Origin of the sequence: Gordonia otitidis, from assembly GCF_020735545.1 — a bacterium.
GTDB classification, from domain to species: Bacteria; Actinomycetota; Actinomycetes; order Mycobacteriales; family Mycobacteriaceae; genus Gordonia; species Gordonia otitidis.
Genome location: NZ_CP085974.1, coordinates 227,445 through 248,848, shown reverse-complemented (window position 1 = coordinate 248,848; position 21,404 = coordinate 227,445). Strand labels below are relative to the sequence as shown.

Below are 21,404 nucleotides of genomic sequence, written 5' to 3'. Positions count from 1 at the left end.
GTGGACATTTTTATCGGACAGCTCGTCGGCTTTCTGCTCATCATCGCGCTGTTGTGGAAGTTCGTCGTGCCGTTCTTGCGCAAGACCGTGAAGAGTGCGCAGGAAGTCGTCGACCAGCAGGTCGCGGAGAGCGAGGCGGCGCAGGCACGGCTCGCAGATGCGAAGGTGGCGCACGAACGCTCGATCGAGCAGTCGAAGGTCGAGGCGCAACAGTTGCACGAAGGTGCACTCGAGGATGCCAAGGGCATCACCGACGACCTGCATAAGCAGGCCGATGTCGAGGTGAAGCGCATCTCGGAGCACGGCAAGGCGCAGGGCGAACTGACCCGCACCTCCATGGTGCGTCAGTTGCGCAGCGAGCTCGGTCTCACCGCTGTCGACGGCGCGGGCAAGATCGTGCGCGATCACCTCGCCGATCCGGCGAATCAGTCGGAGACGGTCGACCGCGTGATCGATGAACTCCATGAGATGGCGCAGGGCGGGCAGGCACCGGCAACGGTGCCCAGCTCGAGCGAACTGATCGGGCTGCATTCGATGCATGCCGCCAGCCGTGAGTCGGCGCGCGCGATCTCTCACGAGTTCGACTCCAACACGGCAGGCGCAAGCTCGCAGGACCTGGTGACGGCGAGCGAGGATCTGACAGAGATCATCGACTTCCTGCAACACCATCCGGTGCTGCGCAAGAAGCTGACCGAGGACGAAGACTTTCCGGCCCTCAAGAAGCAACTCGTGCACCGACTCTTCGACGGCAAGGCGTCGCCCATCGCCGTGGAGATCGTCGCGTCCGGAGTGGTGCAGAACTGGTCGCAGCCAAAGGACCTCGTCCCGGTGCTGCGCCGACAGAATGCCCTGGTCGTCCTCACCGCCGCCGAGCGCGACGGTTCGATCGAACAGGTCGAGGACGAACTGTTCCGCGTGAGTCGTCTGCTGGACGCGAACCCACAACTCGCGTCGCTTCTCTCCGACTTCACCAAGCCAGCGGACAAGCGCATCGGCCTGCTGGAGAACCTGATCGGCGACCAGGTCAGCACTCACACCTGGCATCTTCTGTCGCAGGCGATCCGACTTCTCCACGGTCAGCCGGCGGAGTCGGTGGCCGATCAGCTCGCACAGTTGGCCGCCGCCCGACGAGGCGAGACCGTCGCCCATGTGGTGTCGGCGGCCGAATTGAGCGATGCTCAGAAGGAACGACTCGGCGGCGTGCTCGCCGAGATCTACCACCGTTCGATCTCGGTGCAGACCGAGGTCGATCCCTCGATCATCGGCGGACTGCGCATCGGGGTGGGCGACGAGGTCATCGAGGCCGACATCGCCACTCGATTGGCCAAGGCGGCCGAGACACTGCCGAGGTAATCGCCGACGACGGTTCAGCGACACCGCACCGGCGACCGACACCTCACCACCACGACTACTCACACCGACCGACATCAAGAAAGACGAGAACCCATGGCGGAGTTGACGATCTCAGCAGACGAGATTAAGGGAGCGATCGAGCAGTACGTCTCGTCGTTCGAAGCCGAAGCCTCGCGCGACGAGGTCGGCACGATCACCGACACGGCTGACGGAATCGCCCACGTCAGCGGCTTGCCGGGCGCGATGGCCAACGAGCTGTTGCAGTTCCCGGGCGGCATCCAGGGTGTTGCTCTCAACCTCGACGAGGACGAGATCGGCGCCGTCATCCTCGGTGACTACGAGGAGCTCGAAGAGGGTGGCCAGGTCAGCCGCACGGGCGAGGTCCTCTCGGTTCCCGTCGGCGACAAGTTCCTCGGCCGCGTCGTCGACCCGCTCGGCGCACCGATCGACGGACTCGGGGACATCGAGGCAGAGGACAACCGCGTCCTCGAGCTGCAGGCGGCCACCGTCCTCGAGCGTCAGCCTGTCGAGGAGTCGCTCGCGACCGGCATCAAGGCCATCGACGCGATGACCGCGATCGGCCGTGGCCAGCGTCAGCTCATCATCGGCGACCGCAAGACCGGCAAGACCGCGGTCTGCGTCGACGCGATCCTGAATCAGAAGGACAACTGGGCGACCGGTGATCCGAGCAAGCAGGTCCGTTGCATCTACGTCGCCATCGGTCAAAAGGGCTCGACCATCGCGGGCGTCAAGACCGCTCTCGAAGAGGCCGGCGCGATGGAGTACACCACCATCGTCGCGGCTCCGGCATCTGACTCGGCCGGCTTCAAGTGGCTCGCGCCCTACACCGGTTCGGCACTCGGCCAGCACTGGATGTACCAGGGCAAGCACGTCCTCGTCGTGTTCGACGACCTGACCAAGCAGGCCGAGGCCTATCGCGCCATCTCGCTGCTGCTGCGTCGTCCGCCGGGCCGTGAGGCATACCCCGGCGACGTGTTCTACCTGCACTCCCGCCTGCTGGAGCGCGCTGCGAAGCTCTCCGACGAGCTCGGCGGTGGTTCGATGACGGCCCTGCCGATCATCGAGACCAAGGCCAACGACGTGTCGGCGTTCATTCCGACGAACGTCATCTCGATCACCGACGGCCAGGTCTTCCTCGAGTCCGACCTGTTCAACAAGGGTGTTCGTCCCGCCATCAACGTCGGTACCTCGGTGTCGCGTGTCGGTGGTGCGGCACAGACCAAGGGCCTCAAGAAGGTGTCGGGGTCGCTGCGTCTCGAACTGGCCCAGTTCCGTGAGCTGGAGGCCTTCGCGGCCTTCGCCTCCGATCTCGACAACGCGTCGAAGGCGCAGCTCGAGCGCGGCGCACGCTGGGTGGAGATGCTCAAGCAGGACCAGTACAGCCCGTACTCCGTCGAGGATGAGATCGTCTCGATCTACCTGTGCGGCGAGGGTCACTACGACTCGGTGCCCGTCGACGACATCCGTAACTTCGAGACCCAGTTGCTCAGCCACCTGCACCACAACGCAACGGGTGTCTACGACTCGATCGCAGGCGGCAAGGTGCTCGCGGACGACCAGGCCGAGGCTCTGGTTGCGGAGACCAACAAGTTCAAGAACAGCTACCTGACGCACGACGGCAAGCGTGTCGTGAACGAGGCCGAAGCAGCTGCCATGGACGCCGACGACGTCGAGCAAGAACAGATCAAGATCCGGAAGTGATCGAGTGCTTGTCGGTGTCCGCAGCGGTCGTATCCGCGCGATGGAAGAAGGGGTGAGGGCTCATGGCCAGCATTCGTGAGCTGCGCTCACGCATCCGGTCGGTCCAGTCGACGAAGAAGATCACCAAGGCGCAGGAACTGATCGCGACCTCGCGCATCACCAAGGCTCAGGCCCGGGTGGCGGCTGCGAAGCCGTACTCGGAAGAGATGACCAAGGTGCTCTCCGAGCTCGCGAGCAGCGCCGGGTCGCTCGACCACCCGCTGCTCAAGGAGCGCGATCAACCCAAGCGCGCCGCGATCCTGGTGATCACCAGTGACCGTGGCATGGCCGGCGGTTACAACGCCAACGTGCTTCGGTCCTCGCGCGAGCTCATCTCGCTCATCCGCGAGGAGGGCAAGGAGCCGGTGCTCTTCGTCATGGGTACCAAGGGCGTGAACTACTTCACCTTCCGTGGCATGGAGGTCGCGGCATCGTGGACGGGCTTCTCGCAGTCGCCCGAGTACTCCGACGCGGCGCAGGCAAGCAACTTCCTCGTCGATCTCTTCGTGGCCGGTTCGGGGGAGAACATCGACCTCCCGGACGGTGAGGGGACGATCGAAGGCGTCGACGAACTGCACATCGTCTACACCCGGTTCGTGACCATGCTGACCCAGACGCCTGAGGTTCGCCGTATGGCGCCGCTGGTGGTCACCGAAAACGACAACCCCGCTCACGGTGAGGTCGAGGTCGACGACGAGTCGCGCAACTACAGCTTCGAGCCGAGCGCGGAGACCCTGCTCGAAGCACTTCTGCCGAAGTACGTCGCCACGCGCGTCTACGCGGCGCTCCTCGACTCGGCGGCGTCCGAGTCGGCGGCCCGTCGTACCGCGATGAAGGCGGCGACAGACAACGCCGAGGAACTGTCCAAGACGCTGTCTCGCGAGGCCAACCAGCTCCGGCAGGCCCAGATCACTCAGGAAATCAGCGAGATCGTCGGCGGATCGAGCGCACTGGCGAACTGACGCCGATCCCCAACAAACTTCGATCAAAAGGAAGTGACCCAAGCACCATGACCGCAACTGTAGAGACACCCTCGTCGCAGTCGGCGGGGTCCACCGAGGGCCGCGTCGTCCGCATCATCGGCCCCGTGGTCGACGTCGAGTTCCCCCGCGGCTCGATCCCAGACCTGTTCAACGCGCTGCACACCGAGGTCACCCTCGAAGCTGTGGCGAAGACCCTCACCCTCGAGGTCGCCCAGCACCTCGGCGACAACCTCGTCCGTACCATCTCGATGCAGCCCACCGACGGCCTCGTCCGCGGTGCGGCGGTGTCCGACTCGGGGTACCCGATCCGCGTGCCTGTCGGTGACCAGGTCAAGGGCCACGTGTTCAATGCCCTCGGTGACTGCCTCGACAGCCCGGGCCTCGGCCGTGACGGCGAGCAGTGGGGCATCCACCGCAAGCCACCGGCCTTCGACGAGCTCGAGGGCAAGACCGAGATCCTCGAGACCGGTATCAAGGTCATCGACCTCCTCACCCCGTACGTCAAGGGCGGAAAGATCGGCCTGTTCGGCGGCGCAGGTGTGGGCAAGACCGTGCTCATCCAGGAGATGATCACCCGTATCGCACGCGAGTTCTCGGGCACCTCGGTGTTCGCGGGCGTCGGCGAGCGTACGCGTGAGGGCACCGACCTCATCATGGAAATGGAAGAGATGGGCGTCCTCCAGGACACCGCCCTCGTCTTCGGCCAGATGGACGAGCCGCCGGGCACGCGTATGCGCGTTGCCCTCTCGGCCCTCACCATGGCCGAGTACTTCCGCGATGTGAAGCACCAGGACGTGCTGCTGTTCATCGACAACATCTTCCGATTCACCCAGGCGGGTTCGGAGGTGTCGACCCTGCTCGGTCGTATGCCGTCCGCCGTGGGTTACCAGCCGACGCTGGCCGACGAGATGGGTGAGCTGCAGGAACGCATCACGTCGACCAAGGGCCGTTCGATCACGTCGCTGCAGGCCATCTACGTGCCCGCGGACGACTACACCGACCCGGCACCTGCCACGACGTTCGCGCACCTCGACGCGACCACCGAGCTCTCGCGCCCGATCTCGCAGCTCGGTATCTACCCGGCTGTGGATCCGCTGACCTCGACCTCGCGCATCCTCGAGGCGTCGATCGTCGGCGACGAGCACTTCCGTGTGGCGAACGAGGTCAAGAGCATCCTGCAGAAGTACAAGGAGCTCCAGGACATCATCGCCATCCTCGGTATGGACGAGCTGTCCGAAGAGGATAAGGTCACCGTGCAGCGTGCCCGTCGTATCCAGAAGTTCCTGGGCCAGAACTTCCTGGTCGCGGAGAAGTTCACCGGTCAGCCGGGTTCGGTCGTGCCGCTCGCCGACACCATCGAAGCCTTCGACCGTATCTGCAAGGGCGAGTTCGATTCCTACCCGGAGCAGGCGTTCAACAGCTGCGGTGGCCTCGACGACGTGGAGGCAGCTGCCGCCAAGCTCGCCGGAAAGTAGCGGTTACTCATGGCTGAGAAGTCCTTTCATGTCGAGGTCGTGTCCGCCGACGCCGAGCTGTACTCGGGTGAGGCCACGTTCGTCATCGCACAGACCACGGTCGGTGAGATGGGTGTGCTGGCCAATCACGAGCCGCTTCTCGGACAGCTCGTGCCGGGTGGCTTCGTGGTGATCGTCGAGGAAAGCGGCACGCGTAAGGCTGCGGCTGTCGAGGGCGGCTTCATCTCGGTGACCGGCGAGTCGGTGACGATCCTCGCAGAGGCGGCGGAGTGGGCCGATGGTGTCGACGTCAATGCCGAGAAGAACACCCTCGACTCCGCCGAGCCCGGTACAGACGAGTACAACCGTGCCCACGCGCGGCTGCGCGCTGCGGAGCAGATCGCCTGATCCGGGTTGCGACAGGCTCACACGTGAGGATGTCACCCGACCGACGACCTTGTGTCGCAACTGAATACGAATCGGACCGATGACCCGGTCCGTGTCTGCCAGCCACCCGCTCCGTGCGGGTGGCTGGCCGCGTCATACGGTCAGCTGGCATGCTGGGGGAAACCATCGCCGGACACAGCCCGTCGACAGCCCGCCGACACGTCCGGTGATGGAATCCACGCGAGGGAGGTATGCCGCGTGACCGTGGTGGTCGTCCTGCTGATTCTGCTCGTCCTAGCGCTGGTCGTCTGCGGACTGCTCGGCTATCGGTTGCAGCAGCTGCGTAGCGCCGGTACGGCAGCGTTGCTGCGGGAGCTGCCCGCGGACTTCGACGAGGGCTGGCGACACGGAAGTGTTCACTACGGTGACGACTCCCTGCGGTATTTCCGGCTCAGCTCTCTGCGTCCCGGCCCCTCGCGCAGTTTTCCACGGCACGGTATCGAGATCGTCGGTCGACGCTGCGCCGCGGGCAGTGAGGGTGTGATCCTCGATGGGATGACGATCCTGCACGTGCGCGAGGACCGCGACGGCGAGGAACCACGAGAGTACGAGTTGGCGCTGACGCCCGACGGCGTCACCGCGTTCCAGGCATGGCTGGAGGCCGGGGCACCGCAACGGTCACAGCGGCGTCGCAGCGCCTGATCCGTCCTGGCGCGAGCTCACGGACGGTGACGATCGCCGCCGGGAATCCAGGTGATGTCGCCCGCTCCACCCGGAAGTCGAGTGGCGACGCGCGAGAGGATGAACAGCAGATCCGACAGTCGGTTGAGGTAGCGGGCCGGCAGGACGGACGTGTGCTCCGGATCGGCGTCGACCGCGGCCCACGCCGATCGCTCGGCTCGGCGGGTCACCGTGCGGGCCTGGTGTAGAAGTGCTGCGAAGGGCGTTCCGCCCGGCAGGACGAAGGAGTTCAGCGCCGGGAGGTCGGCGCCGAATTCGTCGCACCACGTCTCCAGTGCGTCGATGTAGTCCTGTTCGATCCGCAGCGGCGGGTGCGGAGGATTGTCGACGACAGGTGTCGACAGATCAGCGCCGGCGTCGAAGAGGTCGTTCTGCACGGTTGTCAGGGCTGTGACGATCTCGTCGGGGATGTCCCCGCCGATCGCCAGTGCCGCGCCGATGCACGAGTTGGCCTCGTCGCAGTCGGCATAGGCGACAACCCGGGGATCCGTCTTGGCCACCCGGGTGAAGTCACTCAGACCGGTGGTGCCGTCATCGCCGGTACGGGTGTAGATGCGGGTCAGATGCACGGCCATGGACCCAAATGTAACCGCAGAAGAAGTGGTGTGCGTCGAGCACACCGGAGAGGCGGATAAGGTATCTGACGTGAGTGATCGGTTTCTGGTGTCCGGGGGAGCGCGCCTGCAGGGCGAGGTGTCGGTCGGTGGGGCCAAGAACAGCGTCCTCAAGCTGATGGCGGCGTCGTTGCTGGCCGAAGGGACAACGACCCTGACCAACTCGCCCGAGATCGCCGACGTCCCGCTCATGGCCGACGTACTGCGTGGCCTGGGCGCCGTCGTCGATATCGATGGCGAGACGGTGACGATCGAGGCGCCGGCAGAACCCAAGTACCACGCCGACTTCGACGCGGTGAAGCAGTTCCGGGCGTCGGTGTGTGTGCTCGGGCCGCTGATGGCGCGGTGTCGTCGCGCGGTCGTCGCGCTTCCCGGTGGCGACGCCATCGGGTCGCGGCCCCTCGACATGCATCAGGCCGGGCTGCGTGCGCTGGGCGCCCACAGTTCGATCGAGCACGGTTGTGTGGTCGCCGAGGCCGATGCGCTGATCGGCGCGCCGATCGCGCTCGAGTTCCCGTCGGTCGGTGCCACCGAGAACATCCTGATGGCCGCGGTCCTCGCCGAGGGCGAGACCGTCATCGACAACGCCGCCCGTGAGCCAGAGATCGTCGATCTGTGCGTGATGCTGCAACAGATGGGTGCGCGCATCGAGGGTGCGGGTACGTCGACGCTGACCGTCACCGGAGTCGAGCGTCTGCATCCGACCACCCATCGGGTGGTCGGCGACCGGATCGTCGGCGCCACGTGGGGTATCGCTGCGGTGATGACACGCGGCGACGTGACGGTCAACGGCGTCAATCCGCACCACCTGCAGCTGGTGTTGAACAAACTCGTCGACACCGGAGCACGTGTCGAGACGCATCCGAACGGTTTCCGGGTCAGCCACGACCGCAGGCCGACCGCCGTCAACGTCTCCACGCTGCCGTTCCCCGGTTTCCCGACCGACCTGCAGCCGATGGCCATCGGCTGGGCGTCGATCGCCGACGGCATGTCGGTGATCACCGAGAACGTCTTCGAGGCCCGCTTCCGATTCGTCGAGGAGATGGTGCGGCTCGGTGCCGATGCGCGTACCGACGGCCACCACGCGGTCATCCGCGGCATCGACAAGCTGTCCAGTGCCCCTGTCTGGTGCTCGGACATCCGTGCCGGGGCCGGTCTGGTACTCGCGGGACTGGTCGCCGACGGTGTGACCGAGGTGCACGACGTCGAGCACATCGACCGCGGCTACCCGCACTTCGTCGAGAATCTGCGCAGCCTCGGCGGCCAGATCGAGCGAGTGTCGGGGTAGTCGGCATGCCCGACATCGATGGCGTGTCTCCTGACGCACCCGCCGCCGGTGCGCACTTTGACGACGACAACGACCACAACCACGACCAGGCCGACGACGCCGGCGAGACAGGGCACGTCGACATCGCCGAGTGGTCGACGCGATTCGATCTCCTGTCGGATCCGCACAGACTCGAAATCCTGCTGCTGTTGCATCGGCATCCGGGAATCATCGTCGGCGACATCGCCGCACAGGTCGGACGTACCGAGACTGCGGTGTCCCAGGCACTGCGCGTGCTACGTCATCAGGGGTGGGTCACCTCGACCCGGGTGGGGCGATCGGTGAGCTATCGACTCGACGACGAGACGGTGCACGATCTGCTGCACTGGATCGGCGCCGGTCACAACCCGCCGTCGTAGGGCACCGGCCATCGGGGTACAACGCGGAGCGCTGTGGTCAGGACCACACCTGACCCTTCGGATAGTCTGACGGCTTCAACATCTGAATAAGTGGACAGATATCGGGGCCGGTCCTATCGTTCCTCTCATCGTGTGACCGCGAGTCGCCGCGGCCGCATTCGCGTACATCGCAGAAGGGACACCGCTCATGTCCACCACTGTCGTCGCCATGCACATGAGTGACGGGATCATCAACGCGCAGACGTCGATACTGTTCGCCGTCGTCGCCATCGCAGGGCTTGCGTTCTGTGCGTGGCGCGCCCGCGCAGACCTCGACGAGAAGGCCGTACCGATGGCCGGGCTCGTGGCAGCCTTCATCTTCGCCGTGCAGATGATCAACTTCCCGATCCTGCCCGGTGTCAGCGGCCATCTTCTCGGTGGCGCGCTCGCTGCGATCCTCGTGGGGCCGTACACCGGCGCACTGTGCATCGCGATCGTGCTCGTGGTCCAGTGTCTGCTCTTCGCCGACGGGGGCGTGACCGCCCTGGGTGCCAACATCACCAACATGGCGCTGATCTCCACGTTCGTGGGATATGGCGTCGCTGTGGTGCTCTATCGCCTCGTGCGATCGCGGCGCGAGCGGCTGCCCGGGCTCGCCGTCGTGGCCTTTGTCTCGGCATTGTGCGGAACAGTCGCTGCCGCAACTGGTTTCGTGGTCGAGTACGCGATCGGAGGTGCCGCGACGACATCACTGTCGACCGTGGCCGGCTACATGTGGGGTACCCACGTCCTGATCGGGGTCGGTGAGGGGCTCATCACCGCGGTGACGGTGGTCGCCGTGGCCCGCGCCCGTCCCGACCTGGTGTACCTCCTCAGTCGCACCCATGTCGTCGCAGAACAGATCGAGGTGTCCGCATGAGTACCACCGCTTCGCCGCGCCCCCGCGTGCGTCGCCGCACCTTCCTCGTCGGGTTCGGCGTGATCGCACTGTTGATAGCGGGGGTCCTGTCGTACATCGCGAGCAGTTCGCCCGACGGGCTCGACTCGGCGACGCAGCAGGGCTGCCAGACGGTCACGGTCAACGGCACCGAGGAGCTGACGGGCTCTTGTATCGCGCAGCACGCCACCGATCACGCGATGTCGTCCTCGCCGCTCGCCGAGTACGCCGTGAAGGGCGCGCAGTACACCAACGGCATCGCGGGGATCATCGGGGTGATCGTCACGCTCGCAGTCGCCGTGGGCGCCTTCTGGCTGATCGCCCGCGCACGACGGACGACCGCGACCCGCGACTCGGTCGCGGCGGGGAACTGACCATGGGCGCCGGGCACGCGCATCCGCTCTACCGCGACGTCACCTCGCGTGTGCACCGTGCGCCAACGGAGGTCAAACTCGTCTGCCTCGTCGTGTTCGTGTTCGCGGTCGTCGCCACGCCGCGCGAGATGTTCTGGCCGTATCTGGTCTACGCCGTCATCCTGCTCGGCGTCTGGCGACTGGCACGGGTTCCCGTCGCCTGGATCGTGCCACGGATGCTGATCGAGGCGCCCTTCGTCGTGCTCGCAGTGCTCCTGCCGTTCGCCGAGGGTGGGCGCCGCATCGATGTCGTCGGGATGTCGCTCTCGGTTGCAGGTCTGTACGCCGCCTGGGGGATCGTCATCAAGGGCACTCTCGGTGTCGCGGCGTCGTTGACTTTCGCCGCTACGACACCGGCGCGGGAGTTGCCGGTCGCGTTGAGCAGACTGGGCGTCCCGCGCACCATCACGCCGGTCTTCGTGATGATGCTGCGGTACGTCGACCTGTTGTCCGCCGAAGTCAGGCGGATGCAGATCGCGCGTGCAGCCCGCGGAGACTCCCCGCGGATGCTGCACCAGGCCAAAGCCGTTGCCGTCAGTGTCGGTTCGGTCTTCCTACGGTCCTACGAGCGGGGAGAGCGCGTCCACCTGGCGATGATGTCACGCGGATTCACCGGCACCATCCCGGAGATGCCCGGTGTGGCGACGTCGGTGCGCGCGACGCCTGCGCAGTGGGCGATCGTCTCGCTTCCCGCAGCGGCAGCGGTGGTCGTGGCGGCCACGGCCTGGGGTCTGCGATGAACGCCATCGACATCCGCGGACTCCGCTTCGCCTATCCCGACGGCCATCTGGCTCTCGACGGCGTCGACCTCACGGTGGCCGACGGCGAGCGCGTGGCTCTCCTCGGCCCGAACGGCGCGGGGAAGACCACGCTCATGCTCCAGCTCAACGGCGTGCTGCTGCCCACGTCGGGTTCGGTGTCGATCTACGGTTCGCCGGTGGGGAAGTCGACGCTGCGTGAGGTGCGTCGACGGGTGGGATTGGTCTTCCAGGATCCCGACGACCAGTTGTTCATGCCCACCCTGGCCGAGGATGTCGCGTTCGGGCCCGCCAACTTCGGTGTCACGCAGCCAGAACTCGCGAATCGTGTCACCGAAGCGCTGACGGCGGTGTCGATGGCTCAACACGCCGACCGCAGCCCCCACCACCTGTCCGGTGGACAGCGTCGCCGAGGTGCTCTGGCTACCGTATTGGCTTGCCGCCCAGACATTCTGGTGCTCGACGAGCCGTCGGCGAACCTCGATCCGGTGGCGCGACGCGAACTCGCCGACACCCTGCTCGGACTCGACACGACCATGCTCGTGGTGACACACGACCTGCCCTACGCGGCACAACTGTGTGACCGCGCGGTCATCGTCGACGGCGGGCGCGTCGTCGCCGACGACTCGGTGGACGCCATCCTCGCCGACGCGCAACTGCTCGCGGCTCATCGGCTCGAACTGCCCTGGGGATTCGAGCCCGGAGCGCTGACCCGTGCGAAGTCACGCCAACGCTCTGGGCGTCGGATCGCATCGGGTGGGGCGCGAGTCGACTGACATCTCGGATGGAGCACCCTGCCCGATCGGATAGGTGTTCACCCGACCCGAGGTCAGTACTGGCGGCTGTATCGGATGGTTCGGTCGCAAACCACTTCTGACACCCGCTGTGACGCGCGTAACGTCTCGATCGCTCACCCACTCCCGACGACGCGTGCGTCGGCAGCATCGAGAAGGTCAGGTCAGAAATGCAGGTTGACGAACTACTCAAGCCGTTCCCCATCAAGGAATTCCACCCGTTCCCGCGCGCCATGATGGGTCCCGGTGCGCACGAGATGATCGGTCCCGAGGCGCTCAAGCTCGGCTTCAAGAAGACGCTCATCATGACGACGGGTCTGCGCGGCAGCGACACCGTTCACAAGATCGTCGAGTCGTGCAAGTACCACGGACTCGAAGTCGTGCTCTACGACAAGGTCGAGTCCAACCCCAAGGACTACAACGTCATGGACGCGGTCTCGCTCTACAACTCCGAGCAGTGCGACTCGTTCATCTCGATCGGTGGCGGATCGGCACACGACGCCTGCAAGGGTGCGCGCATCTCGGTGGCGCACGACGGCCGCAGTGTCAACGAATTCGAGGGCTTCAACAAGAGCGAGAACCCCAAGAATCCGCCGCACATCGCGGTATCCACCACTGCCGGAACGGGTTCGGAGACCTCGTGGGCGTATGTCATCACCGACACGACCACCGATCCCGAGAAGCCGCACAAGTACGTGGCATTCGACGACGCGGCCGTCACGACCCTCGCGATCGACGACCCGGTGCTCTACTACGATTGCCCGGTCGCCTACACCGCACAGTGCGGGTTCGACGTTCTCGCGCACGCCTCGGAGCCATACGTCTCGCGACTGAACTTCCCGCCGTCGATGGGCAACGCGCTCTACGCGGTGAAGATGACCGCGGAGAACCTTCGTGAAGCCACCTGGAACGGCGTCGACCTGAAGGGTCGCGAGGGCATGATGTACGCGCAGTACATCGCAGCCCAGGCGTTCAACTCCGGTGGTCTCGGCATCATCCACTCGATCAGCCACGCGGTGTCGGCGTTCTTCGATACGCACCACGGACTCAACAACGCCATCGCGCTGCCGCGCGTGTGGGCCTTCAACATGCCCGTGATGTACGAGCGTTACGCCGACATGGCCGCGGCGATGGGCGTGGACACCCACGGTATGACGAAGGTGCAGGCCGCCGACGCTGCGCTCGAGGCCGCGATTCGCCTGCTCCGCGACGTCGGCATCGTCGAGCGTTTCGCCGATGTCAAGCAGGACTCGTATCCGAAGAACCGGCTGGGCCAGGGTCCGACGAAGTACTACGAAGGTCGACCTGACATCACCACCGATGCCGCGACGATCGATGCGCTGACCAACCACGTCCTCGGTGACGCCTGTACCCCGGGCAACCCGAAGGAGTGCACATTCGAGACGGTCCGGCCGGTCGTCGAGCACTGCATGCTCGGTGACCTCGACGAGCTGCTGCCGTAGGTCGGGAGAACTCCGCACGGGCACCCGTGCGCGTACGACCCCGGATGGCGGATTCCGCTGCCTTAAAGCGGGATTCGCCATCCGGCTCCATCCCAGACACAACGACGCACGTCCCGTGACCGATCCCACCCTCTCAGCACAGGAGACGCCGATGTCCGTGCACTTCGCCGCGACAGACGACACCACATCCGCGACGGGCGACAGTCCCGTCGATCCCTCATACTTCGCCGATGTCGACGACGTGCGGGCACGTTTCGCCGACGCGGGCTACCTTGCCGACGAACGCCTGGCGACCACGGTGTTCTTGCAGTCCAGACTCGGCAAACCCGTGCTGCTCGAGGGGCCTGCCGGTGTCGGGAAGACGCAGTTGGCGAAGACGCTCGCCGAGGTCACCGGGCGAGAGTTGTTGCGGCTGCAATGCTATGAGGGTCAGGACGAGACCACAGCGCTCTACGAGTGGGACTACGGCAAGCAGCTCCTCTACACACAGGTACTACGCGAGAAGATCAGTCAGGTCGTCGCCGACGCCGCGACGTTGTCCGATGCGGTCGACCGAATCGGCGCAGAGGAAAGCGTGTTCTTCTCCGAGCGCTTCCTCGCGCCGCGGCCATTGCTCGAAGCCGTGCGGTCGGAGACTCCCGTCGTGTTGTTGATCGACGAAGTCGACCGCGCCGATGAAGCGCTCGAAGCTGTCTTGCTCGAGTTGCTCGCCGAATACCAGGTGTCGGTGCCCGAGATCGGGACGTTCGTCGCGACACATCAGCCCATGATCGTGTTGACCTCCAACAACACCCGAGATCTTTCCGCGGCGTTGAAACGTCGCTGTCTGCACCTGTCGCTCGATTACCCCGACGCCGCGCGGGAACTCGACATCATCAAGTCCAAGGACACCGGACTCGCGGACACTCTCGCGGCCAAACTCGTCGAGATCGTCCGCGGGCTACGCGATCTCGACCTGCGTAAGGCGCCGAGCATCTCCGAGGCCATCGATTGGGCGCGCACGCTCGCAGTTCTCGGCGCCGACGAGCTCAGCGCAGAAGTGTTGTCGCAGACGGCGAATGTCGTGGTGAAGTACGATCGCGACCTCACCCGTGCGCTCGACGCGTTGCCCCGCCTCGTCGACCCGAATGCGGAGGTACCAGATCACCTTCACGCCCACGGGCATTCGCACGATCACTCCCACGGCCATTCCCATGGGTCGGCCCACTCGCACGACCACGACCACGACCACGACCACGCCGAGCACGAGCACACGTCGGATCACTCCGGCAAGGCGCGTCGAGCGGCGAAGGACGAACCGGGTCGCCACAACGACGACTACTACGGCTCGCCGGGCTCGAAGAGCGACGCGGGCACGCGTGCCGTGAGCGCGTCGCAGGGAAGTCGATCGTTCAAGGCGCGCGGCGCACGTAAGCGTCCGGTCTAGCGGGGGAGTCGATCATGGAAGGGGCCGTACACCGTTTCATCCGTCTGCTCCGACTACACGGTGTGCGCATCGGGGTGTCGGAGGCGATGGATGCGATGGCCGCGACTGCTACCGCCGAGATCCTCGATGATCGGGAGCTCCTCCGGTCCGCGCTGCTGGCGTGTCTGATCAAGGATCGTCGGGACGAGGCCACGTTCGACAGGGTCTTCGACCGGTTCTTCGCACTCCGCCCGGTGGTGGAAGATGATGGTGGACACGGACATTCGCATACCCACGACGATCTGTCCGACGAGGGTGAACTCGAGGAGTACACGCTCTCGGACGAGGTCAGCAAGACCCCGGCGCAGGGGCACAGCCACGGACCGCCGTCGAACATCCGGCAGTATTTCGATCCCGAGGATCTGGCCGAGCAGTACAACCTGCACCAGGAGTCCAACAAACTCGACATGGCATCGCTGACCGACGAGATCGTCCTCTCGGCCGATTCGGTGCCCAACTCCGAGCAGGCCGCGCGGGTACAGCTCACCGTGTCCCGGCTGCACAACCCGGGCCGGCCGGGAGAGTTGGTGAGCGGGAACTCGACACAACTCGACGCCGAGCTGTCGGTCGCCCAGGAGATGGCCCTGCTCGACTGGCTCGACGACCCCGACGCCTTCGACGCGGCCCAACCCGATCCGGAAGAACTCGCGGCACTGCGCAGTGCGCTCGCAGGACTGCTCGACGGGCTGCCCGAGAAGCTGCGCGATCACCTCGAGCAACTGATGGCGACCGACCACGAACTCGAGGACCGTGAGATCAAGGCGACGGTGCGCGACGCGATCGGCGAGCAGGAGCGTGCCAGTCTCGAGGAATCGGTCCGACGACTGATCCGCAGTCTGCACGGTGCCCCGCGTTCGCGACGCAAGGTCGCGGCGCGAGGGACGGTCGACGCGGCCCGCACCATGCGTGCCAATCTCCGGTTCGACGGCGTGCCGTTCCGCCCTGTCACGGTCGCGAAGGTCGAGGACCGGCCGAGTTTGCTCATCCTCGCCGACGTGTCGCTGTCGGTGCGCGCCACGACACGGTTCACCCTGCAGCTCGTGCACGGACTGCAGAGCATGGTCGCGCACGTGCGTTCGTTCGCCTTCGTGTCCGATCTCGTGGAGATCACCGACCTGTTCGCCGAGCACCCGGCGGAAGAGGCGTTGTCGTTGGTGGTGTCCGGTCTGCCTGCAGGTGGCGTCCTCGACGTCGACGCCGATTCCGATTACGGGAACGCGCTACAGACGTTTCTCGACGAATACGGCGGCGCGGTCACGAGGAGGACGACGGTCATCGTTCTCGGTGACGGCCGCAACAATGGCCGTGACCCGAATCTCGCAGCGTTCGAGGAGATCTCGCGGCGTGCGCGGGAAACGATCTGGCTGACGCCGGAGCCGTCGTACTCGTGGGGTCTGGGGTCGTGCGATCTGCCCGCGTACGCCACGTACTGCGATCGTGTGAACGTCGTGCACGACCTGGCCGAGTTGGAGCAGGTCTCCGTCGCGACTTCCGGCGCGTGAGCAGTGACATCGCGCGTAGGATTCACGCGAAAGCGACCACTGTGATGACGGGCTACGGTGCCGGGTGCGCCGCGCGCCCTGCACTTCCCGATGTGCTGCGATGGGCAGGTGAGAGGTGTGCCGACTGACGTCGTCGGGGCCAGCACGGTCGCGGCTCCCCGCAATCTGCATCCGTCTCGTGAGCCGGAGGCAGCCGACCGCGCCGGCGGTGTGCACATCGCCAAGTTCCACACCCCTGAGATCATCATCGGCCGCGGTTCGCTCGCCGAGGTGCCACGTGCTGCCGCAGGCTTGGGGATGCGCCGACTGTTGATCGTGTCCGACAGGGGGCTCGTCGCAACACCGTGGTACCCGCAGCTCGCGCATTCACTGCATACCGAGAAGTTGTCCGTGTCGTCGTTCACCGACGTGTCGGCGAACCCGCGAGCCCCCGAGATCGTCGCGGGGTTCGCGCGGTACGAGGAGAGCGGTGCCGACGGGATCGTCGCGCTGGGCGGAGGCTCGGTGATCGATGCGGCCAAGGGCATCGCCATCCTGGCTGCGAACGGCGGACACATCCTCGAGTACGAGGGGATCGATCGTGCCAAGCGACCGCTACCACCGTTGATAGCGGCACCGACGACGGCCGGAAGCGGTTCGGACGTGTCGCAGTTCTGCATCGTGAACGACGTGGACCGGATGACCAAGGTCACCATCATCGGCCGTGGCCTGGTTCCCGATGTCTCCGTCGTCGATCCGAGCACATTGGCTTCGTTGCCGCCCGAGGTCGCCGCACAGTCCGGCATGGACGCCGTCACCCACTGTGTGGAGGCGTACGCATCGCTCGCGCACAATCGACTCAGCGATCGTGCGGCGCTGAGCTCGATCGGCACCGCGTGGCGGAGCATCGAGCGATTCGTCGACGACCCGTCGGATCCCGACGCCGGAACCGATATGGCGTATGCGGCGCTGGAAGCCGGTATGGCGTTCACCAACGCGATCCTCGGCGCCACCCACGCGATGAGTCATCCGGTCGGCGGGCTCTGCGACGCTGCGCACGGTGCCATCAACTCGGTGCTTTTGCCTCACGTCATCCGGTTCAATGCCCAGACCGACCCGACGCCCTACGTCGAGCTCGCCTCTGTGGTGGGTGTCAGCGGGGGAACGCCGCACGCGATCGCCGAGAGACTCGCCGACGAGGTGGCCTCGTTGGCCCGCAGGGTTGGTCTGCCCGCCGACCTGCGATCGCTCGGGGTGCGTGACGAGCACGTGGGGGTGTTGACAGCCAACGCGCTTCTCGACGCCTGCATGACGACCAACCCGCGTAAACCGACGGCCCAGGATGTCGCCCGCATCTACCGTGAGGCGTTGTGACCAGCCGGCGCGGTGAGGCCGAGCAGTTCGGGAGTGACCAGCACGAAATCGGACTCGATTCGCTGGTCGGGCTGCACTCGGTCAAGGGGTCGCATTACGCGCAGTACCGGGGTGTCGAACAGCGACTGACGCGCGTGGTCGGCGCGCTCGACCGCATCTCGCGAGCGCTGGTGCAGACCGCAGAGGGACCGGAGAACCTCGTGCTGTCGGTGGTACGTGCCGTCCGCGAACACCTCGACGCAGAATGGGTGGTCTTCGCGCTCAGCGACGGTGAACTCGAACGGACCGGCCCCCGCCATCTGATGATGAGCGGTGACGGCACCATCTACGCGTTCGAAGGCGTGCAAGCCGCCCGCACGCCGAGCCATCTACCCGACGAGGTGCTGAACAGGCTCAACGACGTCCTGCGTAATCAGATGGGAGAGTTGAGCCGACCCGTCGTCGCCGAGCACCACCTGCACGTGCCGGTGCATCTCGACGGTCGCGTCGTCGGCGGGCTCTCGGCGTGGACCCCCGCTCACCACGTCGTCGATTCGGCCGATCTCGTTGTGATGCGCATCCTCGCCCGGCAGGCCATGGTTGCGCTTCTCAACGCCTCGTTGCTCGAGGAGAGTCGCCATCAGCTCGCACGCGCCGAAGACGCATACGCCAAGGCTCGGGAGCAGGCAACCGACCTGGCTGTCCGCAACGCGGAACTGCAACGGACACAACGGGAATTGTCGGCAGTCATGCGTCAGCGCCTGGTCACCGAAGAACGCGAACGCATCGCGCGGGAGCTCCACGACTCCGTGACGCAGTCCGTGCTCTCCGCAGGGGTGCAGATCGAGGTGTGCCGGATGGATTCCGATGCGTCGACCGCAGCTCGGCTCGAGGTCGCGGGCCAACTGACCCGCGACGCCGTCGAGCAGCTGCGGTCGGTCATCTACGCGCTCAACCAGTCGCCGTCGGTGGAGGGGCTGAGCCTCGGGGAGGTCCTCGACGAGCTGTGCTCGATGCACATGCCCGCCGACCTCGACACCGATGTGCGGATCGTCGGACGGCCGCGCGATGTCCCAGACGACGTTCAGCATGCCGTGCTGCGGATCGCGGGTGAAGCCCTGTTCAACACCGCGGTGCACGCCGAGGCCGGGTCGGCGCGAGTCGTGCTGACCTACGCCGACGATCATGTCGGATTGACGGTCGACGACGACGGCGGCGGCGATCCCGGACATCTGCGGAGGGTGATGCGCGCAGCCATGCTCGGCGACCTGGCCGGACGTCATCGAGGACTGGCGAACATGGCCGTCCGGGCAGAGCAGTTGGGCGGCGAGGTCCGGGTGCGCCGCTCACGACTCGGCGGGGTACGCATCGCCGCGGTGCTTCCCGACGACGCGGCGTCGAACGGCCGTGCGCGACGGGTGCTCGGAAATCGACACGAGGAGAGTGTGCGATGAATTCTGCTGAGATCACCACCGGCGCGATCCGGACCATGCTGGTCGACGACCATGCGCTCCTGCGGGCGGGTATCCGATCACTACTCGAGCGTGAGGACACCATATCCGTTGTCGGAGAAGCAGATTCGTTCGATGAAGCGTTGGCCGAGGTTGCCCGGTGCACTCCCGACGTCGTTGTGGTCGATCTCAAGCTGACCGCGGGCACCGAGTACGAAGGACTGCGCCTGATCACCGAGATCGCGCATCGCCACAGTGACGTCGCCAGTCTCGTGCTCACCACCTTTCTCGACGACGACCTCGTCGTTCGGGCGGTGAAGGCCGGCGCACGCGGCTACGTGGTGAAGGACGTCGACACCACCGAGTTGGTCCGAGCGATTCAAGCAGTCTCCGGCGGCGGGAGCGCATTCGATCCGCGCAGCGCGGCGATCGTCCTGCGCACCGTCTCCGGCGGCGGCGAGAGTCCCGAGGCGTTGACGGACCGCGAACGTGAGGTACTGCGGTTGCTGGCCGACGGACTGAGCAACAAGCGGATCGGCGAGACGCTGTTCATTTCGGAGTCGACCGTGAAGTTCCACATCCGCAACATCATCCGCAAACTCGGGGTCACCAAACGCACCGACGCCGTGTACACCGCCAGCAAACGCGGACTGATCTGACGCCGAGGCGCTCGCGTCGAGATCACGCGAACCGGGACCGGCCAATGCGGGCGGACCGGGGTGTGAGCACCAGCCAGCCGCCGTGATCGGAGAGGATCTCCGCACCGGCGTGATCGGCGCCGGCGGCCCACGACACGAGGTCGTGTTCACGTAGGCAGCGCAGGTGTCCGAAGTGTGGACTCGGCTCCGCCTCGTAGGGCACGGCGACAACGACTCGATCCCGGGCAACCCGAAGAGCCTCGTCGAGTGCCCGAGATACTTCGTCACGTGACAGATGTTCGAGCAGATGGATGAGAGTCACGGTGTCGACGGAGTTGTCGGGCAGGGGTAGAGCGACGGCGTTCGCGACGAAAGTGTCGACTGCGGTGCGGCGTCTTGCGGCGGCGGCGCGGAGGAGGTCGACGGCACCTGTGGAGATGTCGCAGGCGCTGACCTGCATGCTTTGCTCGGCGCACTGGAGAGCGAGCAGTCCGAAGCAGCAGCCGACTTCCAGCACGCTCGCGCCCGACACCAGGTTGCGCGCCCGCCGGTGGATAGGACTGAAGGTCGCGGTACCGGTCACGAGATCGCGCAGTGAATTGTCGTAGAACGCCGACCAGGCGGCGTCGTCGGTGGCCGCGGACGACTTGACCAGACCGACGGCGGCCTCTTCGAACTCCCACTGACCTGCGAGCGCGCCATCCTCGACGAGGCAGACCAGCGCCGACACCATGACGTCGTCCGAGATCAGATCGCTGGTGAACGAATGCCGGATGTCGATGACGGTGCGCCCGCCCGAGGCCGACGTCCGCCGCCACGACATCGACCCGCACCGCCGGAAGCCCTCGGCCTCTGTTGGTGCTCGACGTACTCGGATGACGCTGGCGGTGGGAGTGCCGGCGCTCGCTGTGTCCACCGAAACAGTCATATCTCGAACGCTAGGAGCGGATCGGGTCGCGCGTAACTGACCTGATGGGTCTGGCAACTGCCCGAAAGTATGGGAAAAAGTGCGCCGCGCAGTCGGTGAACCCGCAGGTAGACGGGCCGAGGGATCAGCGCGAGAGCATTTCGGGGCGCTACTCGTTGCAGAGAATGACGCAGATCACAGTTGCATCATCGGCACCCTCAGACGGGAATTAAGCGGTGTGCGTCGGAGGTGGACATGCTCTGACCTGCAGAAATGCTATAGACCAGGATCGCTGACCAGGCGATTTGACCCACGCAGGCTCGTTGCGTAACTTTCTTCGAGTCAGCGCGCCACGGCGCCGCCCCGGACGGCCTCCCGAGAGGGAAGGCCACGGGGAAGGGAAACCGGGTTCAGCGCAGACCACCCCCGCAAAATCATCCGGGTCGCCTTGTGCGCCTGAATGGGATAGCGGGAGCCAGACCACCTCCGAACGAGAAACAACTTCCCAGTTGCGGATCGCCGAAAGAGTCTGGTAGGCTGGAAGAGTTGCTCCGGAGACGGGGTCAACATCCTCCAAACGGAACAAGCTTGCAGGTCAAGCCCTTTTCGGGGTGGCGCCGGTAGGTGTGCGTTCTTTGAGAACTCGATAGTGTGTGATGAATTGTCTGATGCCATATTTTGGCATCGTGTGTCCAAGTTTTTGGATTATGTGATGATTTTTTGTAACGCTCGGGCGCAGGTCCGGGTGTTGCTAGTTTTTGTTTGGTCAGGTTTTTCTCTCTGATC

20 protein-coding genes are annotated in these 21,404 nt (G+C 65.5%); 18 read left to right on the top strand and 2 right to left on the bottom strand.

Features of this window, described 5'->3' with window-relative positions; all coding sequences use genetic code 11:
* From LK459_RS01105 to LK459_RS01080, 6 genes are all read left to right on the top strand, one after another.
* Window positions 1–1,353: a F0F1 ATP synthase subunit B/delta gene (locus tag LK459_RS01105; protein ID WP_227921270.1), complete on the top strand. Its 1,353-nt coding sequence runs from the start codon at window positions 1–3 to the stop codon at window positions 1,351–1,353.
* A 93-nt stretch (window positions 1,354–1,446) separates the two neighbouring features.
* Window positions 1,447–3,075, top strand: coding sequence for a F0F1 ATP synthase subunit alpha (gene atpA, locus LK459_RS01100; protein WP_227921268.1), 1,629 nt, complete (start codon window positions 1,447–1,449; stop codon window positions 3,073–3,075).
* 62 nt (window positions 3,076–3,137) lie between these two features.
* Window positions 3,138–4,076, top strand: a complete 939-nt coding sequence (locus LK459_RS01095; protein ID WP_007240728.1) for a F0F1 ATP synthase subunit gamma — start codon at window positions 3,138–3,140, stop codon at window positions 4,074–4,076.
* Between the two features lie 47 nt (window positions 4,077–4,123).
* A complete protein-coding gene (gene atpD / locus LK459_RS01090) occupies window positions 4,124–5,572 on the top strand; it encodes a F0F1 ATP synthase subunit beta (RefSeq protein WP_007240727.1) in 1,449 nt (482 codons plus the stop codon).
* A gap of 9 nt (window positions 5,573–5,581) precedes the next feature.
* Window positions 5,582–5,959 carry a F0F1 ATP synthase subunit epsilon gene (locus tag LK459_RS01085; RefSeq protein WP_007240726.1) on the top strand — a complete coding sequence of 126 codons (378 nt, stop codon included), beginning with the start codon at window positions 5,582–5,584 and terminating at the stop codon, window positions 5,957–5,959.
* Window positions 5,960–6,196: 237 nt separating this feature from the next.
* Window positions 6,197–6,640, top strand: coding sequence for a DUF2550 domain-containing protein (locus LK459_RS01080; protein ID WP_007240725.1), 444 nt, complete (start codon window positions 6,197–6,199; stop codon window positions 6,638–6,640).
* A gap of 17 nt (window positions 6,641–6,657) precedes the next feature.
* On the opposite strand, the gene LK459_RS01075 is transcribed toward LK459_RS01080, so the two are convergent.
* On the bottom strand, window positions 6,658–7,254 hold the full coding sequence (locus LK459_RS01075) for a cob(I)yrinic acid a,c-diamide adenosyltransferase (RefSeq protein ID WP_227921266.1): 597 nt from the start codon (window positions 7,252–7,254) through the stop codon (window positions 6,658–6,660).
* 70 nt (window positions 7,255–7,324) lie between these two features.
* On the opposite strand from LK459_RS01075, the gene murA reads away from it, so the two are divergent.
* The 12 genes from murA (at window position 7,325) to LK459_RS01015 (ending at window position 19,732) form a co-directional block, all read left to right on the top strand.
* Window positions 7,325–8,581 (top strand): UDP-N-acetylglucosamine 1-carboxyvinyltransferase, encoded by a 1,257-nt coding sequence (murA, locus tag LK459_RS01070; RefSeq protein WP_007240723.1) that lies wholly within the window; start codon window positions 7,325–7,327, stop codon window positions 8,579–8,581.
* Between the two features lie 5 nt (window positions 8,582–8,586).
* Window positions 8,587–8,979, top strand: coding sequence for an ArsR/SmtB family transcription factor (locus LK459_RS01065; protein ID WP_007240722.1), 393 nt, complete (start codon window positions 8,587–8,589; stop codon window positions 8,977–8,979).
* Between the two features lie 187 nt (window positions 8,980–9,166).
* A complete protein-coding gene (locus LK459_RS01060) occupies window positions 9,167–9,877 on the top strand; it encodes an energy-coupling factor ABC transporter permease (protein ID WP_227921265.1) in 711 nt (236 codons plus the stop codon).
* A complete protein-coding gene (locus LK459_RS01055; RefSeq protein WP_227921263.1) occupies window positions 9,874–10,269 on the top strand; it encodes a PDGLE domain-containing protein in 396 nt (131 codons plus the stop codon). The genes LK459_RS01060 and LK459_RS01055 overlap by 4 nt, the downstream gene beginning before the upstream one ends.
* A gap of 2 nt (window positions 10,270–10,271) precedes the next feature.
* Window positions 10,272–11,048 (top strand): cobalt ECF transporter T component CbiQ, encoded by a 777-nt coding sequence (gene cbiQ / locus LK459_RS01050; RefSeq protein ID WP_227921261.1) that lies wholly within the window; start codon window positions 10,272–10,274, stop codon window positions 11,046–11,048.
* Complete coding sequence (locus LK459_RS01045; RefSeq protein WP_227921260.1) at window positions 11,045–11,842, top strand: energy-coupling factor ABC transporter ATP-binding protein; 798 nt, start codon at window positions 11,045–11,047, stop codon at window positions 11,840–11,842. Before cbiQ ends, LK459_RS01045 begins: the two co-directional genes overlap by 4 nt.
* A 188-nt stretch (window positions 11,843–12,030) precedes the next feature.
* Entirely contained in the window at window positions 12,031–13,323 is a 1,293-nt protein-coding gene (mdo, locus tag LK459_RS01040; RefSeq protein ID WP_007240717.1) for an NDMA-dependent methanol dehydrogenase, read from the top strand.
* A 151-nt stretch (window positions 13,324–13,474) separates the two neighbouring features.
* Window positions 13,475–14,749 carry an AAA family ATPase gene (locus LK459_RS01035; protein ID WP_227921258.1) on the top strand — a complete coding sequence of 425 codons (1,275 nt, stop codon included), beginning with the start codon at window positions 13,475–13,477 and terminating at the stop codon, window positions 14,747–14,749.
* A 14-nt stretch (window positions 14,750–14,763) separates the two neighbouring features.
* Window positions 14,764–16,290 carry a VWA domain-containing protein gene (locus tag LK459_RS01030; protein ID WP_227921256.1) on the top strand — a complete coding sequence of 509 codons (1,527 nt, stop codon included), beginning with the start codon at window positions 14,764–14,766 and terminating at the stop codon, window positions 16,288–16,290.
* Window positions 16,291–16,407: 117 nt separating this feature from the next.
* Complete coding sequence (locus LK459_RS01025; RefSeq protein WP_407648687.1) at window positions 16,408–17,643, top strand: iron-containing alcohol dehydrogenase; 1,236 nt, start codon at window positions 16,408–16,410, stop codon at window positions 17,641–17,643.
* Entirely contained in the window at window positions 17,640–19,076 is a 1,437-nt protein-coding gene (locus LK459_RS01020; protein WP_227921252.1) for a MadS family sensor histidine kinase, read from the top strand. Before LK459_RS01025 ends, LK459_RS01020 begins: the two co-directional genes overlap by 4 nt.
* On the top strand, window positions 19,073–19,732 hold the full coding sequence (locus LK459_RS01015; protein WP_007240712.1) for a MadR family response regulator transcription factor: 660 nt from the start codon (window positions 19,073–19,075) through the stop codon (window positions 19,730–19,732). The genes LK459_RS01020 and LK459_RS01015 overlap by 4 nt, the downstream gene beginning before the upstream one ends.
* 22 nt (window positions 19,733–19,754) lie before the next feature.
* Here the strand turns inward: LK459_RS01015 and mftM are convergent, their stop codons facing one another.
* The gene (gene mftM, locus LK459_RS01010; RefSeq protein ID WP_227921250.1) at window positions 19,755–20,639 is read right to left on the bottom strand and encodes a mycofactocin oligosaccharide methyltransferase MftM; all 885 of its coding nucleotides are present in this window, start codon (window positions 20,637–20,639) and stop codon (window positions 19,755–19,757) included.
* Window positions 20,640–21,404 lie beyond the last annotated feature (765 nt).

Coding starts and splice junctions, on each gene's coding strand:
- LK459_RS01075 (WP_227921266.1), bottom strand. CDS start 7,254: ATGGCCGTGCATCTGACCCGCATCTACACCCGTACCGGCGATGACGGC.
- LK459_RS01055 (WP_227921263.1), top strand. CDS start 9,874: ATGAGTACCACCGCTTCGCCGCGCCCCCGCGTGCGTCGCCGCACCTTC.
- mftM (WP_227921250.1), bottom strand. CDS start 20,639: ATGACTGTTTCGGTGGACACAGCGAGCGCCGGCACTCCCACCGCCAGC.
- LK459_RS01045 (WP_227921260.1), top strand. CDS start 11,045: ATGAACGCCATCGACATCCGCGGACTCCGCTTCGCCTATCCCGACGGC.
- mdo (WP_007240717.1), top strand. CDS start 12,031: ATGCAGGTTGACGAACTACTCAAGCCGTTCCCCATCAAGGAATTCCAC.
- cbiQ (WP_227921261.1), top strand. CDS start 10,272: ATGGGCGCCGGGCACGCGCATCCGCTCTACCGCGACGTCACCTCGCGT.
- atpD (WP_007240727.1), top strand. CDS start 4,124: ATGACCGCAACTGTAGAGACACCCTCGTCGCAGTCGGCGGGGTCCACC.
- LK459_RS01015 (WP_007240712.1), top strand. CDS start 19,073: ATGAATTCTGCTGAGATCACCACCGGCGCGATCCGGACCATGCTGGTC.
- LK459_RS01035 (WP_227921258.1), top strand. CDS start 13,475: ATGTCCGTGCACTTCGCCGCGACAGACGACACCACATCCGCGACGGGC.
- LK459_RS01065 (WP_007240722.1), top strand. CDS start 8,587: ATGCCCGACATCGATGGCGTGTCTCCTGACGCACCCGCCGCCGGTGCG.
- atpA (WP_227921268.1), top strand. CDS start 1,447: ATGGCGGAGTTGACGATCTCAGCAGACGAGATTAAGGGAGCGATCGAG.
- LK459_RS01060 (WP_227921265.1), top strand. CDS start 9,167: ATGTCCACCACTGTCGTCGCCATGCACATGAGTGACGGGATCATCAAC.
- LK459_RS01030 (WP_227921256.1), top strand. CDS start 14,764: ATGGAAGGGGCCGTACACCGTTTCATCCGTCTGCTCCGACTACACGGT.
- LK459_RS01085 (WP_007240726.1), top strand. CDS start 5,582: ATGGCTGAGAAGTCCTTTCATGTCGAGGTCGTGTCCGCCGACGCCGAG.
- LK459_RS01095 (WP_007240728.1), top strand. CDS start 3,138: ATGGCCAGCATTCGTGAGCTGCGCTCACGCATCCGGTCGGTCCAGTCG.